At 64.0% G+C, this 19784-nt stretch carries 20 protein-coding genes; 17 read left to right on the forward strand and 3 right to left on the reverse strand.

All coding sequences use genetic code 11. The features are described 5' to 3' along the window. Nucleotides 1-302 precede the first annotated feature (302 nt). Nucleotides 303-1871 carry a methyl-accepting chemotaxis protein gene (locus D7325_RS09780; protein ID WP_120995369.1) on the forward strand — a complete coding sequence of 523 codons (1569 nt, stop codon included), beginning with the start codon at nucleotides 303-305 and terminating at the stop codon, nucleotides 1869-1871. A gap of 8 nt (nucleotides 1872-1879) precedes the next feature. Here D7325_RS09780 and D7325_RS09785 read toward each other — a convergent pair whose 3' ends face one another. After that, on the reverse strand, nucleotides 1880-2590 hold the full coding sequence (locus D7325_RS09785) for an alpha/beta family hydrolase (protein WP_120995370.1): 711 nt from the start codon (nucleotides 2588-2590) through the stop codon (nucleotides 1880-1882). 54 nt (nucleotides 2591-2644) lie between these two features. Between D7325_RS09785 and ccoN (D7325_RS09790) the strand changes: the two genes are divergently transcribed. The 12 genes from ccoN (D7325_RS09790) to D7325_RS09845 all read left to right on the forward strand — a co-directional run bounded on the left by ccoN (D7325_RS09790) (nucleotide 2645) and on the right by D7325_RS09845 (nucleotide 14661). After that, a complete protein-coding gene (gene ccoN, locus D7325_RS09790) occupies nucleotides 2645-4069 on the forward strand; it encodes a cytochrome-c oxidase, cbb3-type subunit I (RefSeq protein ID WP_120995371.1) in 1425 nt (474 codons plus the stop codon). Nucleotides 4070-4079: 10 nt separating this feature from the next. Further along, entirely contained in the window at nucleotides 4080-4691 is a 612-nt protein-coding gene (gene ccoO / locus D7325_RS09795; RefSeq protein WP_120995372.1) for a cytochrome-c oxidase, cbb3-type subunit II, read from the forward strand. Between the two features lie 73 nt (nucleotides 4692-4764). Continuing rightward, complete coding sequence (gene ccoP / locus D7325_RS09800; RefSeq protein ID WP_120995373.1) at nucleotides 4765-5685, forward strand: cytochrome-c oxidase, cbb3-type subunit III; 921 nt, start codon at nucleotides 4765-4767, stop codon at nucleotides 5683-5685. Nucleotides 5686-6034: 349 nt separating this feature from the next. After that, nucleotides 6035-7462: a cytochrome-c oxidase, cbb3-type subunit I gene (gene ccoN / locus D7325_RS09805; protein WP_120995374.1), complete on the forward strand. Its 1428-nt coding sequence runs from the start codon at nucleotides 6035-6037 to the stop codon at nucleotides 7460-7462. A 12-nt stretch (nucleotides 7463-7474) separates the two neighbouring features. After that, a complete protein-coding gene (gene ccoO, locus D7325_RS09810) occupies nucleotides 7475-8086 on the forward strand; it encodes a cytochrome-c oxidase, cbb3-type subunit II (protein ID WP_120995375.1) in 612 nt (203 codons plus the stop codon). Between the two features lie 6 nt (nucleotides 8087-8092). After that, nucleotides 8093-8281: a cbb3-type cytochrome oxidase subunit 3 gene (locus D7325_RS09815; RefSeq protein ID WP_120995376.1), complete on the forward strand. Its 189-nt coding sequence runs from the start codon at nucleotides 8093-8095 to the stop codon at nucleotides 8279-8281. After that, a complete protein-coding gene (ccoP, locus tag D7325_RS09820) occupies nucleotides 8278-9240 on the forward strand; it encodes a cytochrome-c oxidase, cbb3-type subunit III (protein WP_120995377.1) in 963 nt (320 codons plus the stop codon). Before D7325_RS09815 ends, ccoP (D7325_RS09820) begins: the two co-directional genes overlap by 4 nt. Nucleotides 9241-9369: 129 nt before the next feature. Next, nucleotides 9370-10779 carry a cytochrome c oxidase accessory protein CcoG gene (ccoG, locus tag D7325_RS09825; RefSeq protein WP_120995378.1) on the forward strand — a complete coding sequence of 470 codons (1410 nt, stop codon included), beginning with the start codon at nucleotides 9370-9372 and terminating at the stop codon, nucleotides 10777-10779. Between the two features lie 9 nt (nucleotides 10780-10788). Further along, the gene (locus tag D7325_RS09830; protein WP_120995379.1) at nucleotides 10789-11289 is read left to right on the forward strand and encodes a FixH family protein; all 501 of its coding nucleotides are present in this window, start codon (nucleotides 10789-10791) and stop codon (nucleotides 11287-11289) included. A 7-nt stretch (nucleotides 11290-11296) separates the two neighbouring features. Next, nucleotides 11297-13747 (forward strand): heavy metal translocating P-type ATPase, encoded by a 2451-nt coding sequence (locus D7325_RS09835; RefSeq protein ID WP_120995380.1) that lies wholly within the window; start codon nucleotides 11297-11299, stop codon nucleotides 13745-13747. 1 nt (nucleotide 13748) lies between these two features. Further along, a complete protein-coding gene (gene ccoS / locus D7325_RS09840) occupies nucleotides 13749-13949 on the forward strand; it encodes a cbb3-type cytochrome oxidase assembly protein CcoS (protein ID WP_120995381.1) in 201 nt (66 codons plus the stop codon). Then, on the forward strand, nucleotides 13942-14661 hold the full coding sequence (locus D7325_RS09845) for a sulfite exporter TauE/SafE family protein (RefSeq protein ID WP_120995382.1): 720 nt from the start codon (nucleotides 13942-13944) through the stop codon (nucleotides 14659-14661). Before ccoS ends, D7325_RS09845 begins: the two co-directional genes overlap by 8 nt. A gap of 8 nt (nucleotides 14662-14669) precedes the next feature. Here D7325_RS09845 and nadE read toward each other — a convergent pair whose 3' ends face one another. After that, nucleotides 14670-15500, reverse strand: coding sequence for an ammonia-dependent NAD(+) synthetase (gene nadE, locus D7325_RS09850; RefSeq protein ID WP_120995383.1), 831 nt, complete (start codon nucleotides 15498-15500; stop codon nucleotides 14670-14672). 195 nt (nucleotides 15501-15695) lie between these two features. Between nadE and hemN the strand changes: the two genes are divergently transcribed. From hemN to D7325_RS09870, 4 genes are all read left to right on the forward strand, one after another. After that, a complete protein-coding gene (hemN, locus tag D7325_RS09855; protein ID WP_120995384.1) occupies nucleotides 15696-17072 on the forward strand; it encodes an oxygen-independent coproporphyrinogen III oxidase in 1377 nt (458 codons plus the stop codon). Nucleotides 17073-17170: 98 nt separating this feature from the next. Next, complete coding sequence (fnr, locus tag D7325_RS09860) at nucleotides 17171-17905, forward strand: fumarate/nitrate reduction transcriptional regulator Fnr (RefSeq protein WP_120995385.1); 735 nt, start codon at nucleotides 17171-17173, stop codon at nucleotides 17903-17905. A gap of 13 nt (nucleotides 17906-17918) precedes the next feature. After that, nucleotides 17919-18467, forward strand: a complete 549-nt coding sequence (locus D7325_RS09865) for an adenine phosphoribosyltransferase (protein WP_120995386.1) — start codon at nucleotides 17919-17921, stop codon at nucleotides 18465-18467. A gap of 10 nt (nucleotides 18468-18477) precedes the next feature. Further along, nucleotides 18478-19089: an SCO family protein gene (locus D7325_RS09870; protein ID WP_120995387.1), complete on the forward strand. Its 612-nt coding sequence runs from the start codon at nucleotides 18478-18480 to the stop codon at nucleotides 19087-19089. Here D7325_RS09870 and D7325_RS09875 read toward each other — a convergent pair whose 3' ends face one another. Next, on the reverse strand, nucleotides 19090-19782 hold the full coding sequence (locus tag D7325_RS09875; RefSeq protein ID WP_162988031.1) for a type 2 periplasmic-binding domain-containing protein: 693 nt from the start codon (nucleotides 19780-19782) through the stop codon (nucleotides 19090-19092). Nucleotides 19783-19784 lie beyond the last annotated feature (2 nt).

Raw genomic sequence — 19784 nt, forward strand, 5'->3', positions numbered from 1 at the left:
CGATGCGATCCTGGCGTCCTGGTGCTCCTGATCCTGCAAGCTAAGACAGCAAAGACGGTGCCAGCCTTGCGATCTTCGCGCCGAAGCCCGTCATCCGGGGCTTAAGCAGCACCTGCTCTCCTGCGGCATCGGCTGCCTCGAGCGGTATGAGCACCAACCTAAGGCGCCAAGGTTGCAGATGGGTTAAAGCGGTGCGCCGTTCGTCACCCTCTCGCCCTGAACGAACGTCTTGCATCAAGCCTGCGGGCTTGTGGCCGACATGCTGCCCATGCGGCACTGTCCAAGCCTTCTGCGAGTCGTCGATGCGAAACAATCAGCCTGTCACCCAGCGCGAATACACCTTCCCCGACCACCAGCGCCTGATCTCGGCCACCGATCTGAAGGGCCAGATCACCTATTGCAACGATCACTTCGCCGAGGTCAGCGGTTACCAACGCGAGGAACTGATTCGCGCGCCCCACAACCTCGTGCGCCATCCCGACGTACCGCCTGCCGTATTCCTGCACATGTGGACGACGCTCAAGGCCGGCAAACCCTGGATGGGTATCGTCAAGAATCGCCGCAAGAATGGCGATCACTACTGGGTCAATGCCTATGTCACGCCGGTGATGGACGAGAACCGACGGGTGATCGGCTATGAGTCGGTACGTACCAAACCCACCGCCGAGCACGTCACGAGGGCACAGGCCCTGTACACGCGGCTCAACGCCGGCAAGCCGGCCGTGCCGCGCCGGGACAGGCTCGTTCCCGTCCTGATCAAGTGGCTGCCGTTCATTCTGGTGAGCCAGATCGGCTTCGGTGTCGGCGTCTTCTACGGGCATCACTGGGGCTTCCTGCTTGCCGCGCTGCTGTCCGTGCCGCTGGGGCTGGCCGGTCTGAGCTGGCAACAGCGGGGGCTCAAGCGCTTGATGGCACTGGCGGAACAGGCCACCAGCGATGAACTCATCGCCCGCATGTACACCGATAGCCGAGGCGTCGAAGCGCGCCTGGAGCTGGCCATGCTGAGTCAGCAGGCCCACCTGGCGACCTGCATGACCCGCCTGCTGGACAGCGCGGTGCACGTGCAGACCCAGGCCAACCAGGCCAGCGAACTGGCGAAGAATTGCGCCAGCGGGCTGGATCGCCAGCGGCGCGAAACGGACCAGATCGCCGCGGCGGTCAACCAGATGGCCGCCTCCACCCAGGATGTCGCCAGCAACGTCGCTCGCACCGCCAGCGCAACGCAGCAAGCCAGCGGCCTGGCCGATCAGGGTCGAGCCGTGGCCAGCGAGACGCGCAAGGCGATCGAGCGCTTGTCCCGCTCCGTGGACGCGGCAGGCGAAGCGGTCGACCAGCTCGCCAGCGACAGCATGTCGATCAGCAGCGTGGTGGACGCGATTCGCGGCATCGCCGAGCAGACCAACCTGTTGGCGCTGAACGCGGCCATCGAGGCGGCACGCGCCGGGGAAAGCGGTCGCGGCTTCGCCGTGGTGGCCGATGAAGTCAGGTTGCTGGCCCAGCGCACCACCGAATCGACCGGCCAGATCAACCAGTTGGTGGACAAGCTGCAACAGCAGGCTCGCGCCGCCGTGTCGACCACCGAACAGGGCCGCCAGCAGGCCGAAGCGGGACTCGAGCAGGTCGTGCTGGCGGACCAGGCCCTGAGCGGGATCAGCGAAGCGGTGGCTCACATCGCCAGCATGGCCGAGCAGATCGCCTCGGCCGCCGAAGAGCAGAGTGCGGTGGCCGACGAGATCAGCCAGAACGTGTCGACCATCGCCGGCCTGGCCGAGAGCACCTCGGCCGATGCGCGTCAGACCGCAGGCGTGAGCGAAGGCCTGGCAGGCACGGCGCTGGAACAGTGCCGCCTGGTCGAGCGCTTCAATCGCTGAACCCTCGCTCAGGACGTAGACGGCGAGCGAGCGGCGACCTGCTCGCGCAGGAATGCGGCCACCCGCTCGGCGCAGCGATCGAGGTGGCCTTCGGCGGTGTGTCCTGAACGGACCAGCGGCTTGAGGTCATGATCGGCGGCTTCCAGCCACGCCAGCTGAATCGCCGGAGCGAGCGAATAGCGCTCGACTTGTTCGCGACCGCCAAGGGCGTCGCGTTCGCCCTGCACGATCAACGTCGGCGTCGCCAGCCGTTCCAGGTGTGCGACACGGGGCTTTTCCGGCTTGCCGGCGGGGTGGAACGGGTAGCCGAGGCAGACCAGCGCCAGCGGCTTCGCCTCGTCCGCCAACAGGCTCGCCATGCGTCCACCCATCGACTTGCCACCGATCGCAACCGGTGCGGCCGCGACCTTCCGGGCCTGCGCCAGCGCCTCGCGCCATTCATCGAGTAGCTGTCCTTGCGGGCTCGGGGGTCGCCGACGGCCATCCTCGCGCCGGGCCGCCATATAGCCGAACTCGAAGCGCAGCACCTGTATGCCTCGCGCGGCCAGTCGCGCTGCCGTCGCCTGCATGAACGGACTGTCCATCGGCGCGCCCGCACCATGCGCCAGGACCAGGCTCGCCCAGGGCTCACCCGCCGGGTTGTCCACGATGCCGCACCCCGGCGCCGCGCCGGGCTGGAATTGATCCCGATCAATACCGCACAAAAACGCTTTCCCCATGCTTGCCCCGCTTCATCTGTAAGCACTCTCACAACCGTGGATGGAAGCCCATACATGAACACAGCAACCAGTACCGCCTATAACTACAAGGTGGTCCGCCAATTCGCCATCATGACGGTGGTGTGGGGAATCGTCGGGATGGGGCTCGGCGTTTTCATCGCCGCGCAACTGGCGTGGCCGGAACTCAACTTCGACCTGCCCTGGACGAGCTTCGGCCGCCTGCGCCCGCTGCACACCAACGCGGTCATCTTCGCGTTCGGCGGTTGCGCATTGTTCGCGACCTCCTACTACGCAGTCCAGCGCACGTCCCAGGCGCCGCTGTTCGGCGGTCCGCTGGTCGCGTTCACGTTCTGGGGCTGGCAGCTGGTCATCGTCCTCGCGGCGATCACCCTGCCGCTCGGCCTGACGACGACCAAGGAATACGCCGAACTGGAATGGCCGATCGACATCCTGATCGCCATCGTCTGGGTCAGCTACGCCATCGTCTTCTTCGGCACGCTGGCGACCCGCAAGGTCAAGCACATCTATGTCGGCAACTGGTTTTTCGGCGGCTTCATCCTGACCGTCGCGCTGTTGCACATCATCAATAACCTGGAAATCCCGGTCACGGCGTTCAAGTCCTACTCGCTGTATGCCGGTGCGACCGACGCGATGGTGCAGTGGTGGTACGGCCACAACGCGGTGGGCTTCTTTCTGACCGCCGGCTTCCTCGGAATGATGTATTACTTCGTGCCCAAGCAGGCCGAGCGGCCGGTGTATTCCTATCGCCTGTCGATCGTGCACTTCTGGGCGCTGATCGCCGTGTACATCTGGGCCGGCCCGCACCACCTGCACTACACCGCGCTGCCGGATTGGGCGCAATCGCTGGGCATGGTGATGTCGGTGATTCTGCTGGCGCCGAGCTGGGGCGGCATGATCAACGGCATGATGACCCTCTCGGGCGCCTGGCATAAATTGCGCACCGACCCGATCCTGCGCTTCTTGGTCGTATCGCTGGCCTTCTACGGCATGTCGACCTTCGAAGGCCCGATGATGGCGATCAAGACGGTCAACGCCCTCTCCCACTACACCGACTGGACCATCGGCCACGTACACGCCGGCGCCCTCGGCTGGGTGGCCATGGTGTCGATCGGCTCGCTCTATCACCTGATCCCGAAAGTGTTCGGACGCGAGCAGATGCACAGCATCGGCCTGATCAACACCCACTTCTGGCTGGCGACCATCGGCACCGTGCTCTACATCGCCTCCATGTGGGTCAACGGCATCACCCAGGGCCTGATGTGGCGTGCGGTCAACGCCGACGGCACCCTGACCTATTCCTTCGTCGAGTCACTGGTCGCCAGCCATCCGGGCTTCGTGGTGCGCGTGATCGGCGGGGCGATTTTCTTCAGCGGCATGCTGGTCATGGCCTACAACACCTGGCGCACCGTACGCGCGGCCAAGCCGGCCGAAGTTGTCGCCGCCGCGCAGATGGCGTGAGGACTCAAAAATGAAGCAACACGAGAAAGTAGAAAAGAACGTTGGCCTGCTCGCGCTGTTCATGACGCTGGCCGTCAGCATCGGCGGCCTGGTCCAGATCGTTCCGCTGTTCTTCCAGGACGTGACCAACACGCCGGTCGAAGGCATGAAGCCCTACACCGCACTACAGCTGGAAGGCCGCGACATTTATATCCGCGAAGGCTGCGTCGGCTGCCATTCACAGATGGTCCGTCCGTTCCGCGCCGAGACCGAGCGCTACGGTCACTACTCGGTCGCCGGCGAAAGCGTCTGGGATCACCCCTTCCTCTGGGGCTCCAAGCGCACCGGCCCGGACCTGGCCCGCGTCGGCGGTCGCTACTCCGATGATTGGCACCGCGCCCACCTGTACAACCCGCGCAACGTCGTCCCCGAGTCGAAGATGCCGAGCTACCCCTGGCTCGTCGAGAACCGCCTCGACGGCAAGAACACCGCGCAGAAGATGCAGGCGATGCAGGCCCTCGGCGTTCCCTACACCGAGGAAGACATCGCAGGCGCCCGCGAAGCCGTCGAAGGCAAGACCGAGATGGACGCGCTCGTCGCCTACCTGCAGAGCCTGGGCCTGGCCCTGAAGAACAAACGTTGATAGCAGCGGCCGCGTTCGCGGCCGGTCGATCACCCATGCGGAAGGCCCTGCATCGGGCCGTCGTGGAGCAGATATGAGCACTTTCTGGAGCGGGTACATCACCCTGCTGACCCTGGGGACCATCGCCGCGCTGTTCTGGCTGGTTTTCGCCACACGCCGGGGTCAGCGCTCGGACACAACCGAGCAAACCCTCGGACATTCGTTCGACGGCATCGAGGAATACGACAACCCACTGCCGAAGTGGTGGTTCATGTTGTTCGTCGGCACGCTGGTATTCGGCCTGGGCTACCTCGTCCTCTACCCTGGCCTCGGCAACTGGCGGGGTATGTTGCCGGGGTACGACGGCGGCTGGACGCAGGACAAGCAATGGCAGCGCGAGGTCGATCTGGCCAATGCGCAATACGGGCCGATCTTCGCCAAATACTCGTCCATGTCCGTCGAGCAGGTCGCTCAGGATCCTGAGGCGCTGAAGATGGGCGGTCGGCTATTCGCCAACCACTGCGGCATCTGCCACGGTTCCGACGCCAAGGGCGCACTTGGCTTTCCCGATCTGACCGATGCGCACTGGCGCTGGGGCGGCGAGCCGGCCGCCATCAAGACGACGATCGAAAGTGGCCGGATCGCCGGGATGCCGGCCTGGCTACCGGTGATTGGCGAGCAAGGCGTTCAGGACGTCGCCAGCTACGTGCGGCATGACCTCGCACAACTGCCGCTCGCCGAAGGCAGCAAGGGCGATCGCGAAGCCGGCAAGCAGCTTTATGCCACCAACTGCGCCGCCTGCCATGGCCAGAACGGTGAAGGCATGGCGCTGATGGGCGCGCCGAACCTGACGCGCCCGGACGGCTGGATCTATGGATCGAGCCTCGGCCAGCTGCAACAGACCATCCGTCATGGTCGCAACGGACAGATGCCGGCGCAGCAGGATTACCTGGGCAGCGACAAGATCCACGTGCTCGCCGCCTACGTTTACAGCCTGTCACACAAACAGCCATAACCGGTCAAACACTGACCCGCGCGATGGCGGTACACTCGTGCCGCCATTGACTTCGGTCATGCTGCGACGCTATGTCGCAGACCTGCCGACCGACGCCTCTTCTCCCTTCTGCACCATCTTCCTAAGCTTGGCCCTGCACTCGCCGACCACCCGCAGAATCACAAGGCGAACGCCATTCTTCGGGCTGCCGGCCTGGCACGCCTTCGACCCTGTCATCGGTACGGAACACGCGCTACGACAGGGTTTCCGTGGCCTGGAGCGGCCGGTGGGCGCGTTGCATTGACCCCCTCTCTTCTCCATACTTGCCGCCGTTTTTTGCCTTGTAATGCCATTAACCGTGGAACCCAGCATGAGCACAGCAATCAGTCAGACTGCTTATAACTACAAGGTGGTTCGCCAGTTCGCCATCATGACGGTGGTATGGGGAATCATCGGGATGGGGATGGGTGTGTTCATCGCCGCACAACTCGTGTGGCCTGAACTGAACTTCGACCTGCCGTGGACGAGCTTCGGCCGCCTGCGTCCTCTGCACACCAACCTGGTCGTCTTCGCCTTCGGCGGCTGCGCCCTGTTCGCAACCTCCTATTACGTGGTGCAGCGCACCTCACAGGCGCGGATCATCTCCGACTCGCTCGCCAGCTTCACCTTCTGGGGATGGCAAGCGGTGCTCGTGCTGGCCGTAATCACGCTTCCGCAAGGCTTCACTTCCACCAAGGAGTACGCCGAACTGGAGTGGCCGATCGACATCCTGATCGCCATCGTCTGGGTCAGCTATGCCCTGGTGTTCTTCGGCACCATCGCCAAGCGCAAGGTCAAGCACATCTATGTCGGCAACTGGTTCTTCGGCGGCTTCATCCTGACCGTCGCGCTGTTGCACATCGTCAACAACCTAGAAATCCCGGTCACCGCATTCAAGTCCTACTCCATCTATGCGGGCGCTACCGACGCGATGGTGCAGTGGTGGTACGGCCACAACGCGGTGGGCTTCTTCCTGACCGCCGGCTTCCTCGGGATGATGTACTACTTCGTGCCGAAGCAGGCCGAGCGTCCGATCTACTCGTATCGCCTGTCGATCGTGCACTTCTGGGCGCTGATCACCGTGTACATCTGGGCCGGCCCGCACCACCTGCACTACACCGCGCTGCCGGACTGGGCGCAGTCGCTGGGCATGGCGATGTCGATCATCCTGCTGGCGCCGAGCTGGGGCGGCATGATCAACGGCATGATGACCCTCTCGGGCGCCTGGCATAAATTGCGCACCGACCCGATTCTGCGCTTCCTCGTCGTCTCGCTGGCCTTCTACGGCATGTCGACCTTCGAAGGCCCGATGATGGCGATCAAGACGGTCAACGCCCTGTCGCATTACACCGACTGGACCATCGGCCACGTACACGCCGGCGCCCTCGGCTGGGTCGCGATGATCTCCATCGGTTCGCTCTATCACCTGATTCCCAAGGTGTATGGCCGTCCGCAGATGCACAGCATCGGCCTGATCAACGCTCACTTCTGGCTGGCGACCATCGGCACCGTGCTCTACATCGCCTCCATGTGGGTCAACGGCATCACCCAGGGTCTGATGTGGCGCGCGGTCAACGAAGACGGCACCCTCACCTACTCCTTCGTCGAAGCGCTCGAGGCCAGCCATCCGGGTTTCATCATCCGCTTCATCGGTGGCGCGTTCTTCGCTAGCGGCATGCTGCTGATGGCCTACAACACCTGGCGCACCGTGCGCGTCGCCAAGCCGGCCGAATATGAAGCCGCCGCGCAGATGGCCTAAGGAGCATTCGAAGTGAAGCAACACGAGAAGGTAGAAAAGAACGTTGGCCTGCTGGCGTTGTTCATGGTCCTGGCCGTCAGCATCGGCGGCCTGGTCCAGATCGTTCCGCTGTTCTTCCAGGACGTGACCAACACGCCGGTCGAAGGCATGAAGCCCTACACCGCGCTGCAACTGGAAGGCCGCGACATCTATATCCGCGAAGGCTGCGTCGGCTGCCATTCGCAGATGGTCCGTCCGTTCCGCGCCGAAACCGAGCGCTACGGCCACTACTCCGTCGCCGGCGAAAGCGTCTGGGATCACCCCTTCCTCTGGGGCTCCAAGCGCACCGGCCCGGACCTGGCCCGCGTCGGCGGTCGCTACTCCGATGATTGGCACCGCGCCCACCTGTACAACCCGCGCAACGTCGTCCCCGAGTCGAAGATGCCGAGCTACCCCTGGCTCGTCGAGAACCGCCTCGACGGCAAGCACACCGCGCAGAAGATGCAGGCGATGCAGGCCCTCGGCGTTCCCTATACCGAGGAAGACATCGCAGGCGCCCGCGAAGCCGTCGAAGGCAAGACCGAGATGGACGCGCTCGTCGCCTACCTGCAGAGCCTGGGCCTGGCCCTGAAGAACAAACGGTAACTCACCATGGATATCGGAACCCTTCGTGGCCTCGGCACCATTCTGGTCTTCGTCGCATTCATCGGCGTCGTCCTGTGGGCCTACAACAGCAAACGCAAGAAGAGCTTCGACGAAGCGGCCAACCTGCCGTTCGCGGATGAGCCTCACGAGCAAAAGCGCGGCGACGAAGACGCTTCCCGGAGTAAAAGCGAATGACCACCTTTTGGAACTGGTACATCACCCTGCTGACCCTCGGCACGATCGCTGCGCTGATCTGGCTGATCATGGCGACGCGCAAGGGTCAGCGCGCCGAATCGACCGAAGAAACCGTCGGTCACGCCTTCGACGGCATCGAGGAATATGACAACCCGCTGCCGAAGTGGTGGTTCATGCTCTTCGTGGCGACCATCGTCTTCGCCCTCGGCTATCTGGTTCTCTATCCGGGGCTGGGCAACTGGCGCGGCATCCTGCCGGGCTATGAGCAGCTCGACTCGGAGGCCGACCTCGCGTTCGCCGACGGCAAGAGCGGCTGGACCGGCGTTCACCAGTGGGAAAAGGAAATGGCGCAGGCCGAGGCCCAGTACGGCCCGCTGTTCGAAAAATACGCAGCGATGCCGATCGAACAAGTCGCACAGGACCCGCAGGCACTGAAGATGGGCGGTCGCCTGTTCGCTTCGAATTGCTCGGTCTGCCACGGCTCGGATGCCAAGGGCGCCTATGGCTTCCCGAATCTGACCGACAACGACTGGCTCTGGGGCGGCGAAGCCGAAACGATCAAGACCACCATCCTCGGCGGCCGTCAGGCGACGATGCCGGCATGGCGCGACGTGATCGGCGAAGAAGGCATCCGCAACGTTGCCGGCTACGTGCGTAGTCTCTCGGGCCTGAAGAACCCGGAAGGCGTCGAGATCGATCTGGCCAAGGGCAAGGAGATCTTCGCGACCAACTGCGCCGTCTGCCACGGCCCGGAAGCCAAAGGCACCCAGGCAATGGGCGCACCGAACCTGACCGATCGCACCTGGCTCTATGGTTCGAGCTTCGGCCAGGTCCAGCAGACCCTGCGTTATGGCCGCAACGGCCGCATGCCGGCACAGGAAGAGATGCTTGGCAACGACAAGGTCCACCTGCTCGCGGCGTACGTCTACAGCCTTTCGCACAAGGAAGAAACGGAGTAAGTCAAGGTTGGCGCGCGACCTACTGTCGCACCCGCCACCCCTGATGCAGGCGTACCATACCGCTAGGTATTCAGACCCCGGTCGGCAACGTACCAGCCGGGGCGCAAACTCAAGCCGTGGTACGCCTGCATGACCCAACAGATCCCCGTTAGAGACGTCACGCCCCCCGCCAAGGTGGAAAGCGTCGACCTCTATGCCAAGCGCGAAAAGATCTACACGCGCGCCTTTTCCGGCCTCTATCGCAACCTCCGTCGCGTTGGTGGCGCAACACTCTTCCTGCTGTTCTTCGGCACCGTCTGGCTGAACTGGGACGGCCGCCAGGCCGTCTGGTGGAACCTGCCCGAGCGTAAGTTCTATATCTTCGGCGCGACCTATTGGCCGCAGGACTTCATCCTTCTCTCCGCCCTGCTGATCATCGCGGCGTTCGGCCTGTTCTTCATCACCGTGTTCGCCGGGCGCGTATGGTGCGGCTACACCTGTCCGCAGAGCGTGTTCACCTGGGTGTTCATGTGGGCCGAGAAAGTCACCGAGGGCGACCGCAACCAGCGGATGAAGCTCGACAAGCAGCCGATGAGCGCGAACAAGTTCGGCCGCAAGGCCGCCAAGCATGCAATCTGGCTCGGCGTGTCGCTGGTGACGGCCATCACCTTCGTCGGCTACTTCACACCGATCCGTGAGCTGGTGCCCGACTTCCTGACGCTCGAAATCGGCGGCTGGGCGGCGTTCTGGATCGGCTTCTTCACCCTGGCGACCTACGGGAATGCGGGCTATCTGCGCGAGCAGGTGTGCATCTACATGTGCCCCTATGCGCGATTCCAGAGCGTCATGTTCGACAAGGACACGCTGATCGTCTCCTACGATCCCCGGCGCGGCGAGCGTCGTGGCCCGCGCAAGAAGGATGCGGATTACAAGGCCCTCGGCATGGGCGACTGCATCGACTGCACCATGTGCGTCCAGGTCTGCCCGACGGGGATCGACATCCGTGACGGATTGCAGGTCGAATGCATCGGTTGCGCCGCCTGTATCGACGCCTGCGACACCATCATGGACAAGATGGGCTATCCGCGCGGCCTGATCAGCTACACGACCGAACACAATCTGTCGGGCCAGAAAACGCACCTCGTGCGCCCTCGCCTGATCGGCTATGCCATTGCGCTGATCGCCATGATCACGCTGTTCACCTATGCCGTGATCGCCCGTCCGCTGGTTCAGCTGGACGTGTCCAAGGATCGCGTTCTGTTCCGCGAGAATGCCGAAGGCCACGTCGAAAACGTGTATGCGCTGAAGATCGCCAACAAGGCCCAGCACCCGCAGACCTTCGTGGTCGAGGCGTCGGGGCTCGAGGGCTTGAGGTATGACGGAGACAGCGAAGTCACGGCCGCGGCCGGTGAGCAGGTCTCGCTGACGGTCGAACTGTCGATTCCGCATGAGAAGCTCCCGTCGAGCACCAACGAGATCATGTTCCATGTGCAATCCGTGGACGACCCTTCCATCGAAGATGACGCCGAGAGCCGGTTCATCGGTCCTAGTGTCCGCTAAAAGGTAGTCATGCAAACCCATTCCGAAAACAGCCGTTGGTACAAGCAGTTCTGGGCCTGGTTCGTCATCGCCATTCTGGCGTTCGCGGTCGTGCTTGGCGTGAGCCTGCTGGTGGTATCGATCAATCACTCGGACAGCCTGGTGGTCGACAACTATTACGATGCCGGCAAGGGAATCAACCAGTCGCTCGAACGCGAAGAGCTGGCCGCCCGGCTGAAACTACGAGCCGACCTGGTCCTCAACGAAGAGACCGGTATCGCCGAACTGCAGCTCACCGGCGCCAGCAATCCGCGTCAGCTGGTGCTCAACCTCATTTCGCCGACCCAGCCCGAGCGCGATCGACGCGTCGTGTTGATTCCGCAGGGGGATGGGCTCTATCAGGGACAGATGCAGGATGCGGTAACCGGTCGCCGGTTCGTCGAGCTGCTTGGCGAGGAAGGTGGACAGCAATGGAGGCTGTTCGAGGAGCGCACCATCGAGACGGGACGTCACATCGCGCTCGAACCCTGATCGACAGATGTCCACCATCACGCCCTGCTTCCACTGCGGTCTGCCGGTTCCGACGGCGCCGCAGTTCCGTGCCGTCGTGCTCGGTGAAAGCCGCCCCTTCTGCTGCCCTGGCTGTGAAGCCGTGGCGCAAGCCATCGTGGCCAGCGGGCTGGAAAGTTATTACCAGCATCGCAGCGACACCGCACCCAACCCGGCGGTACTGCCGCAGGCACTCACCGAGGAAATCGCCCTCTACGATCGGAAAGAAGTCCACGAGCCGTTCGTCCAGCACGAAGGCGAGATGGCGGAGGTCGCGCTGCACGTCGAAGGTATCAGCTGCGCCGCCTGCGGATGGCTGATCGAGCGCCACCTGAGCGGTCTGCCCTGCGTCGATCAGGCATCGTTGAACCTCTCCAACCATCGATTGCGTGTGCGCTGGAACGATGCCGATCTGCCCCTCAGCCAGTTGCTCGGCGAGCTTCGACGGATCGGGTATGCCGCCCATCCCTATCGCCCGGACGAGGCGGCGCAGCGGATGGCAGCCGAGAATCGCCGCGCCCTCAGGCAGCTTGGCGTCACCGGGTTGCTCTGGATGCAGATCATGATGGCCAGCATGGCGACCTGGCCGGAATTCAACCTCGACCTGTCCGCGGGAATGGACCGGATCCTGCGCTGGGTCAGCCTGTTTCTTACCACGCCGATCGTCTTTTATTGCTGCACCGACTTCTTCAAGGGCGCCTTGCGGGATCTGCGCACCCGTCATCTGACGATGGACGTTTCAGTCAGCCTCGCCATCGGCGGCGCCTACGTGGCTGGCATCTGGTCGACCGTGACAGCGCAGGGCGAGCTCTACTTCGATGCGGTCGGGATGTTCGCGCTGTTCCTGCTCACCGGTCGTTATCTCGAGCGCCGGGCGCGCGAACGAACGGCCGCGGCGACCTCGCAGCTGGTCAATCTGCTGCCGCAATCCTGCCTTCGGCTGGACAGCGCCGGCCAGACGACGCGCATCCTGCTCAACGAGCTGTCGGTGGGCGACCTCATCCTGGTCCAGCCGGGCAGCGTCATTCCCGCTGACGGACGCATCGTCGACGGTCACTCGAGCATCGACGAATCCATGCTCACCGGCGAATACCTGCCCGTTCCCCGCAGCAGCGGCGACGCGGTGACGGGCGGGACACTCAACGTCGAGACGCCACTGACCGTGCGTGTCGAGGCACTCGGCGAGCAGTCGCGCCTTTCGGCAGTGGTGCGCCTGCTCGAACGCGCGCAGGCCGAGAAGCCACCGCTGGCCGAGCTGGCAGACAGGGTTTCGCAGTGGTTTCTCGTCATCGTGCTAATCAGCGCCGTCATCGTCGGCCTGGTCTGGTGGCAGATAGACGCCGATCGGGCCTTCTGGATCGTTCTGGCCCTGCTCGTCGCGACCTGCCCTTGCGCCCTCGCACTGGCGACGCCCACCGCGCTCACCGCGGCCACCGGCAGCCTGCATCGGCTGGGCCTGCTGGTCACCCGCGGTCACGTGCTCGAAGGGCTGAATCACATCGACACCGTGGTGTTCGACAAGACCGGTACGCTCACCGAGGGCCGCCTTACCCTGCGCAAGGTGGACACGCTTTCCGAGCTTTCCGCCGAGCAATGCCTGGCCTTCGCCGCCGCGCTGGAAAACCGCTCGGAACATCCGATCGCACAGGCCTTCGGCCGGGCGCCGGTCGCGGCAACCGATGTCACCAGCCAACCGGGAGCCGGCCTGCAAGGCAGGGTCGGCAACCGAACGCTCCGGATCGGCAAGCCCGATTACGTGGCGCAGCTGTCAGGCGTTCCGGCGCCTGAGGTGCCGGACGCAGCAGGGCAATGGCTGCTGCTTGGCGATGACAGTGGACTGCTCGCCTGGTTCGGCCTCGACGACCGCCTGCGGGACGATGCTTCGTCCCTGCTCGAGGCCTGTCGACGGTCTGGATTGCGCACCCTCCTGCTTTCCGGTGATGCATCGCGCGCCGTGCAGACCATTGGCGAGCAGCTGCGATTCGACGAGGTACGCGGCGGTCTCAGCCCGGCCGAAAAACTCACCGCACTACGTGATCTGCAACACACCGGCCACCGCGTACTGATGGTCGGCGATGGCATCAATGACGTGCCGGTCCTGGCGGCGGCGGACATCAGCGTGGCAATGGGCTCGGCCACCGACCTCGCCAAGACCAACGCCGACGCCGTATTGCTGTCCAACCGGCTGGACAGCCTGGTGGATACCTTCGTCACGGCCCGCCGCTGCCGGCGGATCATCATCCAGAACCTTGCCTGGGCCAGCCTGTACAATGGCCTCGTCCTGCCGTTCGCCGCGCTCGGATGGATCACACCGCTCTGGGCGGCGCTGGGCATGTCCTTCAGCTCATTGCTGGTCGTCCTGAACGCCCTGCGGCTCACCCGGCAAACGACTGTCCGTCGCCCTGGTCAGCCGGCTCAGAAGACCACATTCGGGAGGTAGCATGGCCGCGCTCTACGTGATGATTCCTGTCGCTGTCATCCTGGTCGCCTTCGCTATCTGGCTGTTCTTCTGGGCGGTCGACAGCGGTCAGTACGAAGACCTGGACAGTCCAGCCCACAGCATCCTGTTCGACGACGAAGACCCCAAGCACCAGGCGGGTGTCGAGGAAGCGCGCAACGGGGAAAACGATCGCGATGCCTGACCTCGTTCCGTTGCTGACGTCCGCGTTCGTGCTCGGGCTGCTCGGCGGCGGGCACTGCCTGGGGATGTGCGGCGGTTTGATGGGCGCCTTGACGCTTGCCATTCCGCCAGAGCGGCGAGCGCAGCGCTTGCGGTTGCTGGTTTGCTACAACTTCGGACGGGTACTGAGCTATGCGGCTGCTGGCGTCTTGCTGGGGCTCGGCGGCCTGGCGATCGCCAACAGTCCCGCCGCCAGCCTGCTGCGTATCCTGGCCGGCCTGTTACTGATCAGCATGGGGCTCTATCTGGCCGGATGGTGGGCGGGGCTGACGCGTATCGAACGGCTTGGGCGCGGGCTATGGCGCCATATCCAGCCTCATGCCAGCCGCCTGATGCCGGTCAGTAGCGCCCCCCGCGCCCTGCTGCTCGGTGCGCTATGGGGTTGGCTCCCTTGCGGCCTGGTCTACAGCACGCTGATCTGGTCGGCGAGCCAGGGCGACGCCTTGAGAAGCGGCTTGTTGATGTTCGCGTTCGGCATCGGCACCTGGCCGGTATTGCTGGCGACCGGAATGGCCGCCGAGCGCGTCACGGCCCTGCTGCGTCGCCGGGGCGTACGGGTGGCGGGCGGTCTGCTGGTCATCCTGTTCGGCCTGTGGACACTGCCTGGCCCTCACCAGCATTGGTTGATGAATCACGGCGATGCGCCTGAACCGGCGCATCACCATTCGCACTGACGGGCTGGTCAGATCGGCGCTATCGGCATCTGCCGCTTGTGCTCGCTGCGATCGTAGGTCTCCACGATCGCACGCGCCGCCGATTCAGGCACCTCGAAGCCCTGGAGAAAGTCGTCGATGTCCTCATAGCGCACGCCGTGGGCCGCTTCGTCTGGCTTTCCAGGCTCCAGTTCTTCCAGATCAGCCGTCGGCACCTTCTTCACCAACCGTTCCGGCGCGCCCAGCGCAGCCGCCAGGTCGCGTACCTGTCGCTTTACCAGTCCGGTTAGCGGCGCGACGTCACAGGCGCCATCGCCGAACTTGGTGAAGAACCCCATCACCGCCTCGGCCGCGTGATCCGTGCCGATCACCAACCCCTGGCGGGCGTTGGCGATGGTGTATTGCGCCACCATCCGCATCCGGGCCTTGGTGTTGCCCAGCACGAAATCGCGCTTGCGCTCGTCCAGTGAATCCAGGGCTTCGGTGGCATGTGCGAGCCCCTGCACGGCTGTGCCAATGTTCACCGTATGGCACTCGTCGGGCTCGATGGTATTGATGGCCATCTGCGCTTCGTCCTCGTCGCGCTGCACCTGGTATGGCAGGCGCACGGCAATGAATCGGTAATCGTCACCCTCGCCTGCGGCGCGCATTCCTTCGACCGCTCGCTGAGCCAGCAGGCCGGCCGCGGTCGAATCGACGCCGCCGCTGATGCCGAGCACCAGCGTCTTCATGCCGGACTGGCGCAGGCAATCTTGGAGAAAGCCGATGCGGCGGTCGATTTCCGCCTGGACGGACGCAGGCCCCTTGAATGGCCGGCAGACGTTCAAGGCCCTGGCGATTTCGTGTTGGCGACTGTGCATGGATATCCTCCTGAAAGGCCGTTGGCCCGGGTGTGAGCGTTACGGGTAAGACCGCAAGAGCGCGTCAAGATCGCGACGAGAGCGCCGATCGTCGCTCGTAAAACCGGCTCGGGGCAAGGTTGATACAAGTCAAGTTGCCCGCGAGCCCGGCTCCCTAGAATCCCCGGCATCGCAGCCAAGCACGGGAAAGCCCCCATGAATGCCGACATCCGCTGGGATGCCGACCTGATCCGTCGTTACGATCAGCCCGGCCCGCGCTATCTCTCGTACCCCACCGCTGCGCGGTTCGATCCGCGTGTCGGCTCCTACGAGCTGCACCAGGCGCTACGGGAAAGCCGCCGTGCCGCACGCCCGCTTGCGCTCCACGCCCATATCCCGTTTTGCGCCAACGTTTGTCATTACTGCGCCTGCAGCAAGGTGATCACCAAGGATCACGGCCGCGCACTCCCCTACCTCGAACGGCTCGAACGCGAGATCGAACTGATCGCCTGTCACCTGGGGCATGCCCAGGCGGTACAACAGCTGCACCTGGGCGGCGGTACGCCGACCTTCCTCAGTCACGACGAACTGCGCCGGCTGATGGGTACCCTGCAGCAGCGCTTCCATGTTGCCGACGACGCCGAGCTGAGCATCGAGATCGACCCACGCGAAGCGGACTGGCCCACCATGGGCTTGCTGCGTGAGCTCGGGTTCAAACACATCAGTGTCGGCGTGCAAGACCTCGATCCTGCGGTGCAGCGCGCGATCAACCGCATGCAGACGTTCGAGCAGACGACCACCGTCATCGACGCCGCGCGTACGTTGCAGTATCACTCGCTCAACATCGACCTCATCTACGGCCTGCCCCTCCAGACCCCGGACAGCTTCGCCAAGACGGTCCAGCTGATCATCGGCCAGCAACCCGATCGGATCTCGGTCTTCGCCTACACCCACCTGCCGGAACGGTTCAAGGCCCAGCGGCGAATCAACGCCTCAGACCTTCCGGAGCCCGGCAACAGGCTCGAGATGCTTCGCACGACCCTCGAGCAGCTGACGCGAGCGGGTTACCGCCATATCGGCATGGGTCACTTCGCCCTGCCGCACGACGATCTGGCGATGGCCCAGGAGGATGGCAGCCTCCAGCGCAACGTTCTTGGCTACACGGCACGTGGTGACTGCGACGTCATCGGACTGGGTGTGTCATCGGTCAGCCAGGTCGGCGATTTGTACACCTGCAACCATGAGGACATCGCGCGCTATCAGGAGGCGCTCGACCGGGGCCAGCTGCCAACCGAACGGGGTTTTCGCTGCGATGACGATGACAGGCGGCGGCGCTACGTGATCCAGCGGCTCATGTGCGACTTCGAAGTCGACTTCGCCACCTTCGCCGAACGATTCGGCGACCGCTTCGATCAGTGCTTCGCCGACTGCTGGCCGATGCTCCTCCAGATGGAGCGTGATGGCCTGATCCGCCTTTCGGCCGAGGCGATGACCGTCCTGTCGGTGGGCCGGCTGCTGGTGCGATCCCTCTGCCGGCTGTTCGACCGCTACGCGTTCGACGAGCAGGTTCGCCCCTATCCGCTCGTGATCTGAACGGGCCAACCGATCGGCAGTGCGACGCCGGGCCTGATTGGCGCAGGTCGGCGGGTGCGCTAACCTTGCGCCGAACGAATCCGCTCTCAGGACCGCCCATGCCCGAACTGAACAAGGCCCCCGCCATGCGCCAGACTCACTGCAAGGATTGCAGCCTGGCCAGCCTGTGCCTGCCCCTGTCCATGAATACGCAGGATATGGATGCGCTCGACGAAATCGTCAAACGCGGCCGCCCACTGAAAAAGGGTGAAACGCTGTTCAGGCAGGGCGATGCCTTTCATTCGGTCTTCGCCGTGCGCTCCGGTGCGTTGCGCACCTACAGCGTGACCGATGGTGGCGAAGAACAGATCACGGGTTTCCATTTGCCGAGCGAGCTGGTCGGCCTGTCCGGCATGGATGCCGAGAGCTACCCGGTCACGGCACAGGCGCTCGAGACCACCTCGGTGTGCGAGATTCCTTTCGAGCGACTCGACGAACTCAGCCTCATCCTGCCCCAGTTGCGCCGCCAGCTGATGCGGATCATGAGTCGCGAGATACGCGACGACCAGCAGATGATGCTCCTGCTATCGAAGAAGACCGCCGACGAGCGCATCGCGACGTTCCTGGTCAATCTTTCTGCGCGCTTCAGCGCTCGCGGCTTCTCGTCCAGCCAGTTCCGGCTCTCGATGTCACGCAACGAGATCGGCAACTTCCTGGGCCTGGCGGTCGAGACGGTTTCGCGCGTGTTCACCCGATTCCAGCAGAGCGGCCTGATCGCCGCGGACGGCAAGGAAGTGCGCATCCTCGACTCCGCCGCGCTCTGCGCGCTGGCCGGCGGAAGCATGGAAATCTGACGGAGCCGATGCCTTGATCTTCGACGAATTCGCCATCAAGACGCTGATTCGCCCTGTGCCTGACTTCCCCTCGGAAGGCGTGATCTTTCGCGACATCACGCCCATCTTCCAGTCGCCGAAGGCGCTGCGGATGGTCGCCGACAGCTTCATACAACGTTACGTGGAGGCCGACTTCACGCACATTGGCGCACTCGATGCTCGCGGATTTCTGCTTGGCTCGATCATGGCGTACGAGCTGAACAAACCCCTGGTGCTGTTTCGCAAGCGTGGGAAGCTACCGGGCGATGTGCTGGTCGAGCACTACCGTACCGAATACGGCGAAGCGTGCCTGGAAACGCATGCAGACGGCCTATGCGAAGGCGATTCGGTGCTGATCTTCGATGACCTGATCGCCACGGGAGGCACCCTGCTGGCGGCGACCCAACTGGTCCGCCGTATGCGTGCGACCGTCTACGAAGCCGCCGCCATCATCGATCTGCCCGAACTGGGCGGCTCGCGGCGACTGCAAGACATCGGCATCCCGACGTTCACGCTGACAGCCTTCGCGCTGGATGATCGCTGAACGCCTATCCATGACTAGCCTGCGCCTGCGTTGCAGCAGCCTGCTGCTGGCCGGTTTGCTGGGTTTGCCGAGCGTTGCCGCTGCACTCGACCGGACGCAACTGCTCGACGAAGCGAACCTGCTGCTACTGCCCCGCGCCCGTCCGTTGCCAGCGGTAGAGCTTGTCGATCAGCATGGCGAAGCCTACCGCACCGACGCCCTGGATGGCCGATGGCACCTGATGTTCGTCGGCTTCACCTTTTGCCCCGATATCTGCCCGACGACGCTGAGCGAACTACGTCGGTTGCTGGCCGGCCTCCCCGCCCCCATTCGCGAGCAGATACAGGTCACGCTGGTCTCGGTCGATCCGCGGCGCGACTCACCGGAGCGGCTAAAGACCTATCTTGGCTACTACCGCGCAGGCTTCGAGGGCGTGACGGGCGAACTGGCAGAACTGAAGCGCCTGACTCAAGCACTGGGCCTGCCGTTCACGCCTGCTGACGGCGCCACCGGCGACTACAGCGTGGCGCACAGCGCCAATGTCGCCCTGGTCGATCCGACGGGACGGCTGGTGGGACACCTTCGCGCACCGCTCGCGATCGACGCGCTGCAAACGGTATTGCCCGAGGTAATCGAGGATTGATCAGTGGCAGTCGAGCGTGTCGGCCATTACATAGGCCTGGAATGCCACCTCGTCGATCCAGTACTGCACCAGCTCGTCATCCGCCTCGCTCCGCTGCCAGTCGGTCACGGCCTGCCTGATCGCTTCGTCCTTCCCAGGCTGGACGCTGCTTAAGCGGAGGCTGACCTCGGCGTCTTCCAACGGCGCGAGCACCCGGTTGTAGCGCTTCCATTCAGGCAGTTGCGCGATGTCGGCAAGCAGACGATCGTCGTCCACGACCACCTCGCACTCCCCGAGCTTGAGCCCGATCAGGGCATGAGCGGAACTCGGATAGCTACGCAAACGCACCTTGAAACGCTCGGCGACCTGATCGCCGTAGGGGCTGTTCGCTACCAGGCATGCGGTCCGACCTTCCAGCGACGCCCACGAATCGAATGCCCCTTCGGTGGCGACGAGGCCGCTGGGTCGCGCTCGATACACTTCGACCCCGCCCTCCTGAATGCCAACTCGAAACCCCGTCGACTGCAGATCATCCGGCCGCTGCTCGATGATTGCCTCAACCAACGCGGCTTCGAAACCGGAGGGTGCGGCCCCGCTGGTCTCGGTTGCAGTCAGCGGACGGTACGGGCCGACGTGCGACAGCGAGCGGCTTTCCGCCAGGCAATGCGGAAGCCCGAGAAGCGAAAGGATCGCGACCGCCATCACCCGGCTCATGT

It is taken from the genome of Stutzerimonas urumqiensis (assembly GCF_003640395.1).
Taxonomy (GTDB): Bacteria; Pseudomonadota; Gammaproteobacteria; order Pseudomonadales; family Pseudomonadaceae; genus Stutzerimonas; species Stutzerimonas urumqiensis.